13 protein-coding genes are annotated in these 20,503 nt (G+C 32.0%); all 13 read right to left on the reverse strand.

Going from position 1 to position 20,503, the window contains the following annotated elements; all coding sequences use genetic code 11:
• Nucleotides 1-19 precede the first annotated feature (19 nt).
• The 13 genes from ACNG5D_RS14940 to nagB all read right to left on the reverse strand — a co-directional run bounded on the left by ACNG5D_RS14940 (nucleotide 20) and on the right by nagB (nucleotide 20,485).
• Nucleotides 20-784: an SDR family NAD(P)-dependent oxidoreductase gene (locus ACNG5D_RS14940; RefSeq protein ID WP_418184336.1), complete on the reverse strand. Its 765-nt coding sequence runs from the start codon at nucleotides 782-784 to the stop codon at nucleotides 20-22.
• Between the two features lie 36 nt (nucleotides 785-820).
• Nucleotides 821-2,095 (reverse strand): MFS transporter, encoded by a 1,275-nt coding sequence (locus ACNG5D_RS14945; protein ID WP_418184337.1) that lies wholly within the window; start codon nucleotides 2,093-2,095, stop codon nucleotides 821-823.
• A gap of 34 nt (nucleotides 2,096-2,129) precedes the next feature.
• Nucleotides 2,130-2,840: a FadR/GntR family transcriptional regulator gene (locus ACNG5D_RS14950; protein ID WP_418184338.1), complete on the reverse strand. Its 711-nt coding sequence runs from the start codon at nucleotides 2,838-2,840 to the stop codon at nucleotides 2,130-2,132.
• 96 nt (nucleotides 2,841-2,936) lie between these two features.
• On the reverse strand, nucleotides 2,937-3,857 hold the full coding sequence (locus ACNG5D_RS14955) for a polysaccharide lyase family 7 protein (RefSeq protein WP_418184339.1): 921 nt from the start codon (nucleotides 3,855-3,857) through the stop codon (nucleotides 2,937-2,939).
• Nucleotides 3,858-3,892: 35 nt separating this feature from the next.
• The gene (locus ACNG5D_RS14960; protein ID WP_418184340.1) at nucleotides 3,893-5,371 is read right to left on the reverse strand and encodes a PKD domain-containing protein; all 1,479 of its coding nucleotides are present in this window, start codon (nucleotides 5,369-5,371) and stop codon (nucleotides 3,893-3,895) included.
• Between the two features lie 23 nt (nucleotides 5,372-5,394).
• Complete coding sequence (locus ACNG5D_RS14965) at nucleotides 5,395-6,579, reverse strand: PKD domain-containing protein (RefSeq protein ID WP_418184341.1); 1,185 nt, start codon at nucleotides 6,577-6,579, stop codon at nucleotides 5,395-5,397.
• Nucleotides 6,580-6,591: 12 nt separating this feature from the next.
• Complete coding sequence (locus ACNG5D_RS14970) at nucleotides 6,592-8,193, reverse strand: RagB/SusD family nutrient uptake outer membrane protein (protein ID WP_418184342.1); 1,602 nt, start codon at nucleotides 8,191-8,193, stop codon at nucleotides 6,592-6,594.
• A 6-nt stretch (nucleotides 8,194-8,199) separates the two neighbouring features.
• Entirely contained in the window at nucleotides 8,200-11,430 is a 3,231-nt protein-coding gene (locus tag ACNG5D_RS14975) for a SusC/RagA family TonB-linked outer membrane protein (protein ID WP_418184343.1), read from the reverse strand.
• A gap of 203 nt (nucleotides 11,431-11,633) precedes the next feature.
• Nucleotides 11,634-11,981: a cupin domain-containing protein gene (locus tag ACNG5D_RS14980; RefSeq protein ID WP_418184344.1), complete on the reverse strand. Its 348-nt coding sequence runs from the start codon at nucleotides 11,979-11,981 to the stop codon at nucleotides 11,634-11,636.
• Between the two features lie 12 nt (nucleotides 11,982-11,993).
• Nucleotides 11,994-14,279, reverse strand: coding sequence for a heparinase II/III domain-containing protein (locus ACNG5D_RS14985; RefSeq protein ID WP_418184345.1), 2,286 nt, complete (start codon nucleotides 14,277-14,279; stop codon nucleotides 11,994-11,996).
• A gap of 457 nt (nucleotides 14,280-14,736) precedes the next feature.
• Nucleotides 14,737-17,082: a chondroitinase-B domain-containing protein gene (locus tag ACNG5D_RS14990; protein WP_418184346.1), complete on the reverse strand. Its 2,346-nt coding sequence runs from the start codon at nucleotides 17,080-17,082 to the stop codon at nucleotides 14,737-14,739.
• Between the two features lie 166 nt (nucleotides 17,083-17,248).
• Nucleotides 17,249-18,256, reverse strand: a complete 1,008-nt coding sequence (locus ACNG5D_RS14995; RefSeq protein ID WP_418184347.1) for a T9SS type A sorting domain-containing protein — start codon at nucleotides 18,254-18,256, stop codon at nucleotides 17,249-17,251.
• 300 nt (nucleotides 18,257-18,556) lie between these two features.
• Nucleotides 18,557-20,485: a glucosamine-6-phosphate deaminase gene (nagB, locus tag ACNG5D_RS15000; RefSeq protein ID WP_418184348.1), complete on the reverse strand. Its 1,929-nt coding sequence runs from the start codon at nucleotides 20,483-20,485 to the stop codon at nucleotides 18,557-18,559.
• Nucleotides 20,486-20,503 lie beyond the last annotated feature (18 nt).

A 20,503-nucleotide genomic window follows, 5' to 3' on the forward strand; every position in this document is an offset into this window, starting at 1 on the left:
AAAGTATTATAATCTTATATTATATACCTAAACCTTGACCTCCACCTACTTGAATAGTTTCGGCTGTTAAGAAAGATGCATCATCACTTGCTAAAAAAGATATTACAGATGCTACATTTTCAGGCTGCCCCAATCTGCCTAGCATAATATTATTTTTCCATGAAGCAAAAACTTCTGGCTTTGTAGATTTTATTTGTTTGTGAAAATCGGTATCAATTGTACCTGGAGAAACAGCGTTTACTCTTATACCATATTCTGCTAAATCTTTTGCTAAAGCTCTTGTTATAGCATGAACTGCAGCTTTAGAGGTTCCGTAAATACCTGCGCCAGGTCCACCGGCATTCCATCCAGCAATTGAGGTATAGTTAATTATAGAAGCGTTTTCTCCTTTTTTAAGAAATGGAATTGCTGCTCTAGATGCAAAGAAAGTAGAATCAAGGTTTAAAGCCATTACAAATCTGTAAAACTCGGTTGTCATTTCTTCAAATCTAGATCTTCCTCCTAAACCTCCTGCATTATTAACAAGAAGGTCTATTTTCCCATATTTTTCTCCTATTGTATTAATGTTAGAAGTTACTGCTTCTTCGTTTGTAACATCAAAACCATAATACTCTGCTGAAATTCCTTCAGCTGTAAGTTCGGTGACTCTTTTGGCTCCGCCTTCATCATCAATACCATTTAATACAACAGTATAGCCGTCTTTACCTAATCTTTTTGCTACTTCAAAACCAATACCCCCCGTAGCTCCTGTTATTAATGCTACTTTTCCATTTGAATTACTCATACTTAATTAAATTTATTTAAAATTTTGGATTATTATTTATTCTCTAACTGGTCCTATCTTTTTTATTAAAACAAATATTGATAAGACACCAAGTATTACAGCAATACAAATTGCTATAAATGCTGGTGTATAAGAATTTGCTGTTATCTGACCTACAAACCAGTTCATAATCATTGGTGAAACAGCAGCTACCGTACCGGCTAACCCTGCTAAAGTACCTACAGAAGCGCCTCTAAATAAATCGCTCGAGATGGTTTGAATATTACCAATTGCAAACTGAAACCCGAATAAGGCTAAACCTGCTAGGTAAATAAATGTCATGAAATTATCTTGTCTTACAAACATTATAATTCCAACAAAAGCTATTAAAATTAAAAGCCCTCCTACTGTTATTGTTGCTTTTCTTGAAAAATCTACAGAACGTTTTTTCATTAATTCTCCAGCAAACATGCCGCCTAAAATACTTCCTACTGCTGCCATTAAATAAGAAATCCACATTGTGTTTGCTATCTCTTCTATACTTAATCCAAATTTACTATTTAAGTAAATTGGCATCCATCCAGCAAAAAACCACCATATTGGTTCTATAAAAAAACGGCAAGACAATACTCCCCAAGATTCTTTATAACTTAGTATTTTACCAACACTTAAACTTTTTACTGTCTTATTTTGAATTAATTCGTCTTTTTCTATTTTATCTGAAACAATTAGATTTCTTTCTTCTTCTGTAACCCAAGGGTGTTTTTCTGGGGTAGATTTGTTTAAAAATAACCACGGAATTACCCACAACATTCCTACAGCTCCTAATATGATATATGTGGTTTTCCATCCAAATTGAGTATAGAGAAAAACAATTACAAAAGGTGCTATAACATTACCTATTGATGCCCCGGCATTAAATATACCTTGAGCTGTAGCTCGCTCTTTTATTGGAAACCACTCGCCATTACTTTTAACAGCTCCTGGCCAGTTACCAGCTTCGCCAATTCCTAATAATCCTCTAAAAATTGATAAGGATACAATACCACTTGCAAAGGCATGAAAGGCAGATGCTACAGACCAAATTATAATAGAAACGGTAAACCCTAAACGTGTACCTATTGTATCATACAATTTTCCTGAAGCAAATTTCCCTATAGCATAACATGCCATAAATACGTTTAGCATAATGGCATAATCGGCCTTATCCATACCTAAATCTTCTCCCATTTCTGGCCACAATAGCGCAAAAGCTGTTCTATCTATATAGTTTATAACTGTTGCTATAAAAATTAATGTGATAATCCACCATCGTAAACCTTTAATCTTCATGTTTTAATGTTTTAGGTATGTTAATTTAGTTATGTTATGCTGTTTTAACGTTATAACAATATTGATATAAAACGCTAAAATGATTTTTCATTTTTTGTTTAGCCAATTCGGGGTCTTGCTTTTTTATGGCTTCATAAATTTCTGTATGCTCTTCAATTCCTATAACAGACAATCTTTTATCGCAAACATGATATTTTTCAAAATCCATAATTATTTGCGGTGTTATGGTTAACATAAATGTATTTATTGTGCTATTTTTACTTGCTTGAGCTATTGCTAAGTGAAATAACAAATCTTCTTGTACTGCATCCTCGCCAGACAAAACTTTTCTTTCGTAAGCATCTAAGGCCTCTTTAATACGTATTAAATCGTCTTCTGTTCTTCTTAATGATGCTAACCGAACTGTTTTTAACTCTAATAATATTCTTGTTTCTACTAAAGATTTAAAGTCTGGATCTTCTAATCTTAAAATGTCGTCAATCATACCATTTAAAGCTATAACTCCAATGTTAGCAACAAAAGTTCCGCTTTGGGGTATTGAATTTAGCAATCCATAAAACTCTAGTTTTTGAATGGCTTCTCTAACATTACCTCTACTTACCCCAAACTTTTCGGACAACATTCTTTCTGATGGTAACCTATCTCCGGGTTCAAGGTTTTTATAATTAATTAAATCTCTAATTTTGCTAATAATAGCTGTTTGCCCTTTTTGATTATCGTTTATGGAAAGTGTCTCTAATTTCATTATATTTTAATTTAAATGATTAGTATTTATGTTCTTCTTAAATTTAATAAAAACAAAAATAACATCTAATTAATTAATATTGTATTTCACTAATAATTAATGACTAACCTCTAGTTCGTAATACATTATTTTAGAATAAGAACCTTCGTCTCTAGACTGAAAATAATTACCAGCTTTAAAATAGTTTTCAAAAACACCCCATCTTTTCATGTGTATATTTTCGTAAACCTTATATTCGTTCCCATTTAAAATTATTACCATTTTACCTTCTGAAACTTTTACCTCTAAAGTAAATTTTCTGAATCCTACTTCTTGTTTGAAATTAAACCCCTCATCATCATCCCAAGCATGTTCATGTAATAATTCCTTATCTGAAGCGTTTAAGTTTTTTAAAACTTTTGTTTTAACTCTAACCTTACCATTATCCCAATAAATTTTTAATATTGGAGGTGCATTATTATCATCTTCTCCTATTAAATCGCGCTGTTGGTTAGTTAACCTGCCATGAATTTGCATGATTATAGTTCTGTGATATTTACCATTTGCATCCTTGGTTGTTTCTCCCATTTGCAGCTTTCCTTTCATATATGCGCCGTCTGTAAAAGTCCAGTTTTTGTTATTATTACCTGGCTCCATTTGTTCTCTTAATTCAGACCTGGTATACTTAGTGTTTCTGGTTTTTGAGTTTGTTGGCATGGCATGAAAAACAATAGCACCTTTAGTAGAGTCGATATACATATAAGGTTTTGCGACTTCATTTTTAGCAAAATCGAATATTTCTGGCGGACTTATCTCTATTGGTTTTCCTTTACTATTTGCTACTGGCAACGTTACTTTCCAATGGCTTAAATCTATATTTGGTAGTTTTACTTTTTTACGTTTTTTTCTCTTCTTACTTTTCTTTTCAATTTTAACACCCGATTCTGAAACACTACTTTTTTGAGCATTGCTAACAGCGTTTACAAATAGAAATGTTAATAACAAGATGCCTAATATTTCTTTTCGGTAGTGTTTCATTTATTTAATTTATTATTCTAATCTTAATTTTATTATTAAAACCCTGGAGTAATAATATCTATATTATCTATGAATACCTCATTGCTACTATCTACAGCATTTAAAGCTCTAACATAAATTACTGCTATATTTGTTGTTGCTTTAAACGTAAATGAGCTTGTTGTAAATGTATCATTTGTGCTTGATGATTTAGAGCTATTAAAATCGTCTTCAATATTGTAGTAAGCATCAGCATTATCTAGTATTCCTTCTTCTGTTGTTATTTCTTTATTTAATATATAAACTTCAGAATTTACGCCTTCAGATTCTGAACGTGTATCAATAGTAAAGGTATATTCTACTCCTGGCTCTACAGCAACGACTTGATATAATCTACGACAACTATTGCTTAATTTTACTCCTCTGCCTCCGCCTGCTTTTGGGCCAAATTTGTTTCCGTCGCTTGTCGATCCTGGTTGTTCATTTGTACAATAAGTAGCGTCGATATAACTATTTAAATCTGAATTATACCAAATAGCTCTGTACGGGCTATCTATTGTGCCTAAATCGTCATCATCAACCGTACTATTTGGTGTCATATCCCAAGCATCGGCATTATCGCCTGTTGTTGATGTATGAGCATTACAATCGCTATTTTGCACAATAACTTTAAATGTAGCTTCTACACCACCAACTGGTACTGGTTTTGTTACACTTCTAGACACACCTGCATCATTTGTTGTTGTTAAGGTTACATTATAAGTGCCATTTGCGGCATAGGTATGAGATGGGTTTATTTCTGTTGATGTATTACCATCGCCAAAATCCCAACTATGCGAAACTGCTAAGATTGATGCATCTGTAAAATTTGCTGTTAAAGATGATGTTGTAAATGTAAAATCTGGAACTGTAGATAATACTAAACCTTCTATGCTTTTGGTAACAGAAACACTTGCTCCTAAAAAATTTGTTGCTGTAAGAGTTACTTTAAAAGTATCGGCTGTTTTATAGGTATGTATTGGGTTAAAGTCTGGATCTTCTTCGGTATCTTCAGTTTTCCAATCTAGGGTTTCATCATCGCCAAAATCCCAAACTAGTGCTTTAGCTCCAGATGTATGGTTATTAAAAGTTACCTCAGAATCTAATGTCGTAAAATCAAAATCTACAAAAATGGGAGCTACTTCTGATGATGCTTCTGCAATTAAACCATCTGAGCTTGTTGTTGTTAATGTTACTGTATATAAACCACCCGTAGAATACGTATAATTGGGGTTTGCTTCTGTAGATGTATTTCCATCTCCAAAATCCCATAAATAAGAAGTAGCATCGGTTGAGTAACTTCTAAACACAATTGCTAAATTATTACTAGCATTTACACTTGTTGTAAATAATGTATTAGGTTGTATATTGTTTACATTTCCTGTTGGTGGAATAAACTCGTCGTAACCATTATCATAACATGATATAAGACCTAAAAATATAAATAGTATTGCAAAAACACTTCTATTTAATTTTTTAATTATTTGATAATTCATAATAATAAATTTTTAAAATGTTTTTATTGTTTAACCACTATATCGAAAGCATCTAACCTACTCTCGACTCCAGAATTTGTAAGTAATATGATTACTTTTTCGTTATCGCCAGCCTCAAATGTAATAGCGTGCTTTTTAAAAACATTGTCTATTCTACCCACATTATTATCTGTTCTTGTAGCAATTATATTTGCTTCTAATCTTGCTTCTTCAAGCGTTGTGGCATTTGTACTTACTATAGATACTGTTAAATCTCCAAAAGTATTTTCTTCAAAAGCACTAAAGTAAGTTAACACATAGGTTGCACCTGGAGTTACCTCTATTTCTTGATAACCTACTCTTGTTCCATCTGCAGGGAATTTAGCTGCTTGCCTACCATCTGGCAAATTAGGAGCATCAACAGGGTTTGAGTCTGTATTAATTTGAAATACGCTTCCCCACTTACTACTACTTGGCGACCTCCAAGAGTCTCTTCCGTCTCCTGTACCATCAAATAAGCTATTATCTTCAAAACTTGGTTCTCCTATTTCTGGTTGTGGTATAGTTGGTACAGCTTGATTTATTGTAATTATTTTTTCTGTATAATTAGATTTCCCTAAATTATCGGTTACTGTTAAGCCAACAGTATAATTTCCTGGGCCTGGGAAAGAAAAAATGAGCTCCTTATCTTGAAATGTAGCAGCTTGTAAATTTGTTATTTGATTTTCTAAATCTAAAACGTTTTGCTTTGTTTGGTCGCTAAGATTTTCGTTTGCAATAACTAACAACGCTTCAAAATTTGAAACTTGTGTTTCAAGGACTTCTTTTTTTGCGGCATTTGTTTCGCATGGTATTTTAAATTCGCGCTTTGCAATTTCTTTTTCTATTGCTACTATCTCTGCTAATTGGGCATTTATAGATTGTTCTAAAATTGGTAAGTCTTTATTAATTAAAGTTACTCCTTCTGAAGGTGTAACAGACCACTCATACATAGTACCATTAACAGCCAAATTAGATCCTGCTTGAAAGTTAAATTCATAATTTGCCCATAACTCATTTTCATTACAATCAAACTCTGAAGTTGTAATATCTGTTAGGTTATAAAAAGGTGTTGGTCCTGTAATATCTTCTAAATCTCCTACATTAGCCAAATCGTCACTAACACAAGCTGTTAAAACAGCACATGCTACTAAGGCTATATATTTTAAATTAAACAAATGTTTTTTCATAATTACAAGGTATTAGTATCCGTTATTTTGTTTGTAAAAATTAGGTAGATTGTCTATTTCTCTTTGTGGAAATGGAAGGTATTTTTTTTCGTTTGTATAAAACAAACTGTTTTGGACCGAAAAGTTTGTTAAAACATTATCTGCTTGGCCAAATCTTATTAAATCATATAATCGTTGGTTTTCGTAAACAAACTCTACACGTCGTTCTGCTAATAATTCTTCTTTAGATAAATTTGCTACTTCTTCAAGGCCAGCTCTTAGTCGCACTTTATTAAATGCATCAATAGCCCTAGAATCAGTTGTACTATCGTCGGTTCCTAAAATAGCTTCTGCATATAACAATAATACATCTGCATATCTTAAAACTATCCAATCGTTATCTCCTATTTCTCCATCTGTTGGAAATTTAGCATTAAATGTATCGTTTGTTTCTTCTGATGGATTGTATGATAATGCTTTTATAGTAGCTGGAAATCTTACTGGTTGCAACTCTGGTTTCATAACCTCTAAAAAATCAAGCGAAGCTATGTTTACACCGTTTGATGGCCCTTGTAATGTCATGGCAAAACTATGCGATTCTGAGTCGGTTTCAACCTGATCACCTAGACCACTATCGCTAGTAGTATAATTATCACTACTAACTAAATCGTAAGCTATTGAAAAGATAATTTCATCATTAATCTCGAAACCTGAGTTGTTAGACCAATCTCCATCTAATACTATTTCGTTTTCAGAATAATCACCAGAAAACTGGTTACCAAATACATACCCGTAATCTATAGCTAAATTGGCATAATATTCACTATCTGTTAATAAATCGACTGATGGATCTAATGGATCTGCATTAAATACAAATTGCTCGGCATTATTTCTTTCTGTAAAGATTAAATCGTAATTGTAAGCTCCATTATTTTCTACAACCGATGCTAGTAAAAGTTCAGCTTCATCGTAATTAGGGTTTGGTTGGCTTAAATAGGCTTTAGCAGCTAAACAAATTGCTGCGCCTTTTGATGGCCTATATCTATTTTGTGCTACACCATCTAGATAAGCTATTGATGTTTTAAAATCGTCAATAATTTTTGCATACACTTCGGCTTCTGGTAATTGAGGGTAATTTAAAGCTTCTCCTTTTGTAATGTCTAAAACCTTGTCTATAAATGGAATATTTTGGTAGGCCCTTACTAAATTAAAATGACACAAAGCTCTCATAAAGTAAGCTTCACCCACGGTATATTGCTGATTTTCTGGCGCCAAAAAACGGTTATCTATAATTGTGTTAGCATGTTTAATGGTAGACATGTTATTTGAATAATATGTTGCTACGTCTCCATTATTTGGATCTACATTATAGGCATTTATAGCAGGAAAGTTTCCGTTTTCTGAGTTAGCTCTTACATTATCTGATCTTAATTCTATTAATAAGAACTCGTTTGCAGGCACTTTCTGGTAAGCATCTAAAACCCCATTTGCCAATAATTGAAATCCATTATCTGTTTGTAATAACTCTTCTATTGAGAGTGCTGTAGGGTTACTAAGATCTAATTCTTTCTCGCAGCTTAAAAATAAAGTTACTAGAGAAAAACAAACGATTATATTTTTATATAAATTTTTCATAATTAATTAAAATTGAAAGTTAATCCCTGCTGAAATAGTTCTAACTACAGGTCCGTCTCCTCTTTGATATCCTGAGGTTAAAGGGGTATTTGCATTATTGGATGTTTGGCCGGCAGCGTCTGGGTTAAACCCTTCGTAACCTTTAGCTGTAAAGAACAATAAATTTTCGCCTGTTATATAAAACCTTAACCTATCTATACCGTTTTTTGAAGTAAATGATTCTGGTAATGTATAGCCTAATGTTATGTTTCTTAAAGTTACAAAAGAGGCGTCTTGTATGTGATCGTCTGTAAATCTTCTATGAACTGTTAAATCTCTATCGGGGAAACTAGCAAGTTCGTTTACAGCAGATTCACTAGCATAATACAACTGATCTAAATCGGCCACCCTTACTTCGGCACCATGCGAGCCTTGCCATTGGAATGAAAAATCGAAATCTTTATATATAAAGTCTGAATTAAACCCCCAAGTAAAATCTGGATACGGGCTTCCTAACTCGGTTCTATCTTCATCGTCTATAATTCCATCGTTATTTAAATCTTTTACGTACACATCGGCAAAATCATTATTAAATCTATTAAATGGGTTGTCTACCCACTCTAATGGAATTTCTTTTTCGTATACCCAACCATAAAAAGAGGTTATTGGCTGCCCTACTCTTGCAATAAACTGTGTGGCTCTAGTATCTTGAGAAATTTCTGAAATAATTTGTTCGCTTTGTCCTAAACTTTCAACTTTATTTCTGTTTAACGAAAACTGTCCAGATGCTGCCCAACTAAAGTTTTCGGTAGTTATAAGCCTAGAGTTTAATTCTATTTCTACACCTTCATTTTTAACTTCTCCTATATTTTGCAACCAATTATCTGCGCCATAAGTACTAGGAACAGGTGCAAAAAGAATTAAATCTTCGCTTGTTCTTGTATAATAATCTAATGTTAAGTTTAAAAGGCTTCTTCCAAATGTTACATCTATACCTGGGTTAAATTCTATTAATTTTTCCCATCCTAAATCTTGATTGGCTAAAGTGAGTCCTTTTACACCTGTTTCTCCATTGTAGCCAACCGTACCAAATGTTTCTTCAAATCTATAAAGCGACTCAAAGATATTATTTGATATTTCGTTAGAACCAGAAATACCATAACTTGCTCTTAACTTTAAAAAGGTAACAAAATCGCTTGATACTAAGAAGTTTTCGTTAGACATAACCCAACCTACAGATGCGGCAGGAAAAAAACCAAATCTGGTGTTGGGTCCAAATCTTGTACTTCCATCTGTACGTGCAGATATTTGCAATAAATATTTTTCGTTATAATTGTAATCTAGTCTTCCAAAATAAGATACCAACTTATCTGTTCCGTTATCAGTATAGGTTGTTCCACCATCGGCAAGTGCAATATTGTTATTAAAATCGTTAGTGTAACCAACAGCTTCAGATTCTTGTCTATAAAAATCTCTTTGCGTATACTCGAAACCAAATACCGAATTAAAATCATGTTTCCCGAAGCTTTTCTTATACTTTAAAAGAGATTCAAAAGCAAACTGATTTAACTCATCTCTTCGCTCTAATCTAAACGATTCTTGATCTCTATTTTCCTGTCCGTATAAATAATCGAAATCATTATTCTTACTGTGTCTAAAAACACCCGATACTGTTTGTCTGAAATTTAAACCTTTAGCTAATTGAAAATCAATATAAGACGACGCATTTAAACTTAATTTTTTCTTCGTTCTAGAGCGTTCTAGAAAATGTACTAATGGATGAACATTTTTGGTTGTTGATAAAGTTAAACCGCCAGATGTTAAATCGCTAGCTACAGGAAGTCCCGTAGTTGGGTCTCTAAGTATTTGTCTAGGATTATCTGGGTCTTGTGTAAAAACGTGATCGAAAGCTCTTGAAAACCCGTAACTACCAACACCAAGGTTTTCAAATAGTTTTCCAGCATCTGTAGAAACACCTACATCTGTAGAAAAATTTGTAACATACTTTAAATGCTCTTCATTTAAATAAAGTGGTACATGCCCTAGTTGCCTTAACGGATCGGTAAATCTAGCTGGTAATTTATTTTGATCGTTATAATTAACATTTAAACTTGCACCAAACTTAATTTTTTTGTTTTTTGATTTACTATCTACTTTTATTCTTGCATTGTACTTTTTAAAATTATCTGTTAGTGCAATGCCCTCATCTTCAAGATATCCTAAAGAACCGGTGTAGCTTGTTAACTCTGTACCTCCTCTTACAGCTAATGAATGACTAGTTATTATGCCTCCATTAAAAACCTCGTCTTGCCAGTTTTTTTCACCGTCGCCTAAAGAGGCTATAAAATCCATAGCTTCAAGCTCTGCATAGGCAGAGTTATAATCGCCAATTATTCTATCGTAATTTGGGCTATCAACAGAAATTCCATCTACAACACTTTGCAAACCATCTAGCCTTAATCTTTCGTCTGCTATTGAAGTATTAAAGTTTTCATTTTTATTAGCGTACTTATAACCAATAAACGTATTGTAAGAAAATTTTGTTTTTCCTGAAACTCTTTTTTTAAGTGTTACCAATATTACACCATTTGCTCCACGAGAACCATAAATAGCTACAGATGAAGCATCTTTTAAAACACTTATAGAATCGATATCATTATTATCTATAGATGCTAAAATATCTGCATCTGTACCCAAAACTATTCCATCAACAACAATTAATGGTGCAGACGACCCTGTTATTGAACCTGGCCCTCTGAGTGTGATTTTAGGATCTCCACCAGCCTCTGATGCTACGGTTTGAATTCTTAAACCTGCTACTTTTCCTTGTAATGCATCTTCTACACGCGCAACAGATATATTTTCAAGATCCTTACCATCAACTTTTGTAAGCGCACTTGTAATGGTTTTCTCTTTTTGATCGCCATAACCTATAACTACCACTTCGTTTAGTTGAGCAATATCCTCAACTAAAGCTACATTTATTGTTTTTTGATTTGAAAAAATTACATTTTGAGTCACGTAGCCTACATAAGAAAACTGCAACACATCACCATCTTTTACTTCTATTTGATATACACCATCAAAATCGGTAGAAGCTCCTTTTGTTGTATTTAACACTATAACATTAACACCCGGAATTGGAATATTATCTGTTGCAGAGACTACAGCACCTTTAACAACAGTAGCTGTCTGTGCAAATACGGTTATATTAAAAATTAATAATACCGTAAAAAATAGCTTAGTTTTTAAATTCATAGTGAATTAGTTTGAGTTAAATTTAGCTTAGAGTTAAAATATTTTCTTTGTATTAGAAATGACTTTTAAGAAAAACTAATAACAAATGCGTATAGTTACTTTTTCATATTAGTCTCCAATCAATCAATTGGTTAACCAATTTGGTTTTCCAAATATATGTTTTTTTTTAGTCTTAACAAAAAAATAACATATATTAAATGCTTTTACTCCATAAAATCTTCTCTAATTGGACTAAACACATCAATTAAAATACCTGATTTGGTACATTTTGCTCCATGCAGTACGTGTGGTGGGATATATACAGAGTCTCCATCTTTTACAGTTTTAGTTACGCCTCCAATTGTAAATTCCCATTCGCCATCTATACAATAGGTTACTTGCGAATGATGGTGTTTATGCTCATAACCTATACCTCCAGCTTCAAAATGAACTTTTACTAGCATAATTTTATCATCGTAGCCCATTATTTTTCTTTTAACACCTTCGCCAACAACTTCCCAATCTTGAGCTTTATCTAATAAAAACTCTTTACTTGCTCCAAAACTTTTCATATTTACTATTTTTTAATTTATGTTTATATAAGAATATGGTCCTTCCCATTTATATGCTTTATCGCTTATTTTTAAACTATGCTTCTGTGTTTTACTTCCTTTTTTATTTGATACAATAAAAAGCGATGTTTTATTACTAATTGTTTGAATTTTAACAGCTGTATACTCATTAGAATTAAAAACTACCGATACATCTTTTATGTTACTATATGCATTTACAGCTAATTCTGAAACTGGACTATAAGTGCCGTGCGATTCTATTGTCGATACAAAAAGCGCATCGCTTGTATTTTTTTTGCGTAATATTAATCCAGGGTCTGTACGCAAATTATATTCTGGATCGTTAGCTCCTATTCTTGCAAAAATAATTTCATCGTTATTTGTAGTAACTGCTGTATAACTATAAAATTTATTATTAAGCAACCAGTTTAGTTTTATATTACCTCCTTTTGATATGGCATTTGCCTCTTTATATAAGTGCTGATATCCATGAGACTTTCCTAAAACTTGAGGTATTTTTAACTTACTATATTTAAAATTTGTTTGCATAATATGACCTAAATAATAAAATGGTAGATCATACTGATTTGATTTTTCTGAATTAACCCTCATAATATCTAACACATAGGGTTTTACAAAATTAGAATCGTTAATAACCGCCATTGTACGGTGTAACTTTGTGCCTGGATAAGCGTTATCTGTTTTTGCACTTGCCACTTGAATACTATCGTTATCTACACTAAAAATGTATTTATCTGCATGGTATTGGCTTCCAATATCATACTTACCTTTAAACTGAGATTGTTGGTTTTGCGTAATGGTATTATGTGCTATAGTTTGCTTTGCCCAAGTTTTATTTTCTTTCAAATAATTCCCTCCGCCTTTTTGTTCTATATTTACAAAGCGCCCCATACCGTAATCCTGTACAACTTCTTCGCCATTTTCAAATAAAGCATAAGAGAGTTTATCGTAATGCCCATGACTTAAACCATGAGCTGTATATTTGTAAACCAACTCTAATTCTTTACTACGCAAAATCCCAACCGCTCCTTCATCGCCTTTTGCTCCGTCTGATAATTCAATTGATTTTTTTACAAAAGGTTTTTCTTTACCTGCTTTTATCCCTAAAGCGACTGCTAATCCTGCATCATCTAATGTTACTCTATCTTGTTTTTTTGCAATACTTAGTAATTCTGGATTATTCCCTCCAAAATGATACCCAATATTTACGGTTGCTATTAACGATGAATTATAATACGACATGCCTTTTTGCGCATCGTTTAACAAAAAGAAATCGCCATTAATATTAGATAGGTTTAACAAAGCATTTACGCTTTTTATAAGCACTCCATTTTTAAATTGAAATACTTTATAATCGGGCTTCTTGTTTTCGAGAGCTTGTGCAAATATTAAAAACGGATAAGACGCGTAGCGCTGATAATAGGGACCTTCTGTAAAATATCCATCGGGAGAGAATGGCTCGTCTACATTGGCAAAAAAACCAATTTCTTGTCCTTTTTTTCTAATATAACCACCATCATTATCTTTTTCATTAGGATTAAAATTATCAACTTCAACACCATTTAAAGCCCTTTTAAGTAACTCGTCATCATCCATAGCTAATGCTATCATTCCTACTGCTGCATTTCCCCAAGTAGCATGATTATGAACTCTATTAAAAAATTGCGGGTTTTCTTTAGAAATATAATCTGCAAAAGGTCTAAATAAATTTGTTTCTAACGTGTATCGTTCTTTTTCTGTTAAAAAATTATAAATACAATCGTAAGCTTGACTTGTATAAACCAACCAATTAGAATCGTTTAAGCATTGCCAAAACACTTTCCCTCTAGCATATGATCGGGTTTTAGGATGTACAGGCCATGTTGGATATTTCTTAGCATATTCAAACAACATAGCTTTAACAAATTTGGCATACTTATCGTTATTTAAAATTTGATATAATGCACCAGCTTTTTGCATTAATATGTAATTCTTTTTATGAGTTTCGTGTGTGTAGCCTCCCGAATAATCTTTTGGGGTTGGAACATCAAACCCTTTCTCAATTTCAACATCTAACTCTTTTTGTATTATTGCTAGGGTTTTATCAAATATAGGTATGGTGCCTAAGTTTGCTCTTATAGCTTTAACACCTTGCGCTGTTAACACAAGACTTGGGTGTCCTTTTTTGGTAGATGCTACTGCAGTATTAACATCTACTAATTTTTCTTTACATGATAATACAGCTACAAATAACAGACTGAAAAGCACTCTACTTATCCTTATTTTTTTCGAACCCATAATTTATTTTAATAATGTTTTACAAGTCTTAATTTTTAATTAACGAATTAAAAGCAGCATTAAACCCACTATTCTGTCCCGCTTTAATATGAATAGTTTTTATAATGTTTAACGCCACTAATGATTCTTATTAATAACTTAAATTTATATCTGTACAGCTTGTTAAAAACCTTGTGTCTATTTATTTAGAGACAGAAATAAAGGCTACCTGATTTTGCGTGACTAACTCTAATTAAAAAATACACAATGCCTTTAAAATTTCTGTCTCTATTTTTTAATAGACTATCTATCTTGTTTATTTTTTGGTTTACCAAATTGGTTTACCAAATATATTGATATTTTTAACCTTATCAAAGAAAATTACAATAAATATTAGTTTTAGCACAAAAAAGGGTTCAAAATCAATTTAAAATTCACTTTTTTGAAAGCGTTAAAGGTTTATTTATTATGCATAAAATTAATACATTAACTTCATTTCTAAGTCTTCTTCAACGTTAATTTTTCCTGAATTAATAATTGTATTATTTGATTGTTTATTATTTTTTGATCCCCATAATACTGATACAAATTTTACAGGGTTATTTTTAAAAGTATTTTCTGCTATATCTACATTAACTATACCTCTGTGATTTAGCAAAATACTATTTTGCTCATTAGCTCCACAATTAATGAAAGTTGAATTATTAACGAATAAGTTTCCTCCTATTGTAGACTCATCGTAACCACCTCTGTAATAATCTATAACATTAGCCTTTACGTTATTAAAAACACATTTAGATATAGTTAAGTATTCTGTATTATAATCGCCTTTATCGTTTACCTCTTCAGACAACTCAATACCATTAAAACAGTTTAAAATAGTTGACTTTATAAAAGAAATACGCTCTGCAAAAGATTCTTTATACACTTTTAAAACATAATTAAAATCGCTAATTTGAGTGTTTATAACTGTTAAACCAAAATGATTACTCATATTATCTTTTAAACTTGCAAAAGCATTGTTTTCATTATTGCCTTTTAAAACTAAATTATTAACTGTTAGCTTACCTTTAGGGTGTAATGAAAATAAAGATTCGCCTATTTTAGCTTCAAAAATAAGCTGAGCTTTTTGTATACTATCTTGAGATTGAATAGTTATTGTTTTTGTTATATTTAATGGTTTATTAAGTTTGTATACACCTGCTTTTAATACTATTACATCTCCATTATTTACTGTATTAATTTTTGTTTGCAGCTCTTTAGCATTTGCTATTACATGCACTATAGTTTTTTTAGCTTCAGTTTCGGTTGAATACCAATCTGCTCCGTATTTAGATTTATCTAGAATATTAGGATTCTTAACATTTACGCCCAAAATAGCTCCTATAGAGTTATTGTTTGCTCTAGGTGTACCGAATAAATCTTTTTTAATGGTATTAAATCCAAAACTATTATAAGGTTTAATATTAGTTGGAATACCAACAGGAATAGCAATATACTCTGAAACTTTTTTTAAGTTTAGTGTTGCTTCTGTAATACCGTTATTAAAACTTTTAAAAGCTACTCTTTTATTGTCTACAATATTGTTCTTAAAAGTTACACCATCTGCCTTATCGTTTTCTACAACAATAGCTTTAATTCCTTTTTCGTTATATATTACGTTATTTGCAACAGTAGTTCTGATGGCTCTTGCCGAACGTATTTCAGATTTTGGTAAAACATTGGATTGCGCCATATTTGTACCCACTCCAAATTGCCATGGCGAGCTACAATTTACATAAGTATTATAAGCAATAACAACATCGGTTACTTGATTATATCTGTTTTGAGGCGATTTCGGGATACCATTCATTACAGCCAAAGGGCTTCTAAAACTTTCGCCTTTTAGGTTAATAAAATAATTATTTGTTACCCAATGCCCCGTGTTTATAATTCGAATACCCCCATAGTTTTTATTAACACCATCTCCAATAAAATAATTACCATCAATAGTACAATAGTTACCGTGCCTGGTTACTAATGAGCCTTCACTTTTATAAAACACATTGTTTCTAAATTCGTTAAAATTAGTTTTACTAGATATAACTTCTACTTCGCCATTACAGGCTTCAAATAAATTATTAGCTACCATAGTATAGCTAGGCGCCATGGATGTAAAACTATTACCTAATTGAATGGTTTCTCCGCTAGGACCCCCTTTTATAGGTCTGGGACCAAAATGATTATTAACTATTTTATGATAATTATTTATACTCTCAATACCTTCTAAATTTACTCTAACAGTTGGACCGCGGTTTGTTTTTCCTGCTATATAACAGTTACTTAGTTCGTTATGCCTGCCCCAAAGGTTTACCCATAAATCTGAATTATCTCGTTTTAACTTATTAAAATCCTGAATAACACAATGAGTTAATTTACAATTATTAGCTATCTCGTTATCGTTTATTTTAAAATCGATTACTGCCGCTGATGGCGAATATCCATTTTTAAAATATAAGTCTTTAACAATTAAAAAATTGCCTCCAAATTTTAAACAAGATTTACCTTCAATTAAAACTTTACCTGCTGTTTCTGCTTTTAAAACAATTGGGTTTTCTTGAGTACCTTGCCCTCTAAACTTAATTTCAATATCTTTCCATATTCCATTTTTTAAAATAATATTATCTCCCGGCTTTGCATTTTTTATTGCCAAATTAAGCTCTTGTTTGTTAGACACATATACAGCATTTACAACATACTCTTTACTACAACCAAAGCATAAAAATAAAACGCATAGACACACTATAATACTATTTTTAGATATAAAATTAATGGTATAACTCATTTTGGCCGTTGCTTATTTATTATTTAGGATTAATATTTTATTATATGATTCTGTTTACGATATATCTATTTAAAGATACTAAATATGGTTTGATAGTAATTTATCGCTTTAAAAAAAGCCTTTTATTAAAAAAAATAGAAGGCTTTTTAAAACAATTAAACACTAATTACTCAACTATAATTTTTTTAGTTAAACTTGTATTACCCGCATTTACTTTTAGTAGGTATATTCCTTTAGATAGATTTGAAATATTTAATTTATTGTTAATTAATTTATCTTCTGAAATTACTTTTTTACCTATAAGACTATACATTTCTACTGAAGAGATTTGAATATTGTTAACATCAATTTGTATAAAGTTACTTGCGGGGTTTGGATAAATATTTATATCACTAGCTAAAATATTTTTTGTCGCTGTTGTTACATCTTCTTTTAATGATATATTATCAAAAAACACTTCTGTATCTCTATCGATAGCATTTAACGATCTAACATAAATTATAACCTCTGTAGTTGTTGCCGTAAAACTTAAAGTATTTGTTACCCATGCGCCCTCATCATTAGTGATATCCATACCGGTAATTACAGAAGAATCACTATATCCATTGGCATTAATACCCAACTCATCTGAGATTTGAGTATTTAATATATATACTTCTGAAAGTGTTCCTGCTGCTTCCGAACGAGAATCTATTGAAAAATTATAATCGTGACCAATTGTAAGCCCCACAACTCTTTGATATAAACGACGTGTAGATTGGCTAACTGCAGGATCTCCGTCGGCATCATCATACAATTTAACACCTCTAGTACTTCCATTACCGCTACTTGTAGACCCAGGTTGTTCATCTACTTTATTTCCATTAACAAGATCATAAGTTACTTCAAGATATGTTTCTAAATCATCATTTCTCCATCCATCTGGATTATCATCTGCATGATATCTATAAGGACTGGGAGATTCTACCCCTCCATCTGCATCATATTTCACAGTACTATTAGGTGTCATGTCCCAAGCATCTGCATTATCGCCTGTTTCTACTTGAAAATCATCACAAGTTCCATTTTTAACAAGTTCTGTTTGGCTCCAACTATAGCTCACACACAAACAAAATAGTAAAAGCACATAAAGCTTGCTAGACTCTAATCTAGTAAATAGTAATTTTAATTTCATAATCTTAGTTTTAAAAATTAATAGTTTAGTTTAACCTAAAGTAAGATTAACAATGCAGATTTGGTTTTCCAAATTGGTAAACCAATTTGAATTTATCAAATATATAACTATTTTATTTAAAAACAATAATTTTAACACAATATACTCTCTAATATTACTTTATTTTTATTTCAAGCTAAAAAGCATAGTAGATATCGTTAAAAGCAAAAAAGCTTTCCAGAAAACTGAAAAGCTTTTTTTTAAAATTAGAATGGCGGGCTCTAACCCTTATTTTGTTTGCCATTAATTAAAACAGTAATATTAATAGTGCCATCTTACAAAGGCCTCCATAGCTGCATAGTGAGACAAACCTAACTGATCGTATAAACCAGCTGTTTCTTGGTTTCTATCTTCAGCTCGTTGCCAAAACTCTCTACTATCTGTGCCTTGAAATACAACACCGTCTTTTTGTGATTGATGTTTAAAAATACCATGACGCTTCTCTAAAACTTGATCTGGCCCCATTGGCACAGCCATTTCAATTTCATCTATACCCCATTCTTGCCATGCACCTCTATATAGCCAAACCCAGCAATCTTTCATAAACTTTTTAGGTTTTAACTCTTTTACAGCAGCAAAAATAGCATCTAAACATACTTTATGTGTACCATGCGGATCGGCTAAATCGCCTGCGGCATAAATTTGGTGTGGTTTTATTTTTTCTATCAAATCCGAAGTTATTTTTACATCGGCTACTCCAATTGGATTCTTTTTAATAGCGCCAGTTTCGTAAAACGGTAATTCCATATAATGTATTTGTTCGTCTGGAACACCTACAAAATGGCATGTTGCTCTGGCTTCGCCTTTTCTTATTAACCCTTTTATATATCTAACCTCTGGAGTATCAATTTCGCTAGATTTTTTGTTTTTCAAAAAGCTTACTGCTCGTTTATAAATAGCGTTGGCTTCTGTACTTTCTATTCCAAACTTTTCATTATAATCGCAAACAAAACTTGCAAAACGCAATGCTTCATCATCTGCTACAGCTATATTTCCTGAGGTTTGGTATCCTATATGAACCTCGTGCCCTTGCTCTACCAATCTTTTAAAAGTACCTCCCATACTAATAATATCATCATCAGGATGTGGACTAAAAATAAGCACTCGTTTTTTTGTTGGTTCGGCTCTTTCTGGTCGTTTAGTATCGTCTGCATTAGGTTTTCCTCCTGGCCAACCTGTAATGGTATTTTGTAATTCGTTAAATATTTTAATGTTAATATCGTAAGCTGGGCCTGCATCTGCTAATAAATCGCTCATACCGTTTTCTATGTAATCGGCATCGGTTAACATTAAAACAGGTTTCTTTAAATGAAGTGCTAAACTTAGTACCGCCTTTTTTATTAATTTATCGGTCCAAACTACTTTTTCTACAAGCCATGGTGTATTAATTCTTGTTAATTTTGATGATGCGGCTTGATCTAATATAAAAGTAGCATTATTATGTTCTTGCAAATATGATGCTGGCACACGGCTTGTTACTTCGCCTTCTACCGAGGCTTTTATAATATTTGATTTACCTTCGCCCCAAGCCAATAGAATAACCCTTTTAGCTTCCATTATTTTTTTAACCCCTAAGGTTATAGCGGTTCTTGGTGTATTATTTAGCCCTGAAAAATCACCACTTGCTGCTACTCTTGTAATATGATCGAGTGCTACTAAGCGGGTTTTTGAGTTTTGAAGCGATCCCGATTCGTTAAATCCTATGTGGCCATTACCTCCTATACCTAAAATTTGTAAATCTATACCACCTAAGGCTTCTATTTTAGCTTCGTAAGCATTACAATAATCTGAAATCTCTGCTTTAGCTAATAAACCATCTGGAATATGATAGTTTTCTGGTAAAATGTCTACATGATCAAACAATTGTTCTTTCATAAATCTTACATAACTATTTACAGAGTCGGGCTCCATAGGATAGTATTCATCTAAATTAAAAGATATTACATTTTTAAAGCTAAGTGCTTCTTCTTTATGTAAACGCACTAACTCTGCATATAAGCCTTTTGGCGATGAACCTGTTGCTAACCCTAATATACAAGGTTGTTTTTGAGCTTGCTTAACACGAATTAGGTCTGCTATTTCTTTTGCTACAGCTTTTGATGCTTCGGTTGAGTTTTCATAAACTAAGGTTCCTATATTTTCAAACCGTTTTTCAAACCCTGTTGCTTTATCAATATTGCTTTTTAACATGACTATATAGTTTTGTTT

This window comes from Algibacter ulvanivorans, from assembly GCF_048381495.1.
Taxonomy (GTDB): domain Bacteria; phylum Bacteroidota; class Bacteroidia; order Flavobacteriales; family Flavobacteriaceae; genus Algibacter_B; species Algibacter_B ulvanivorans.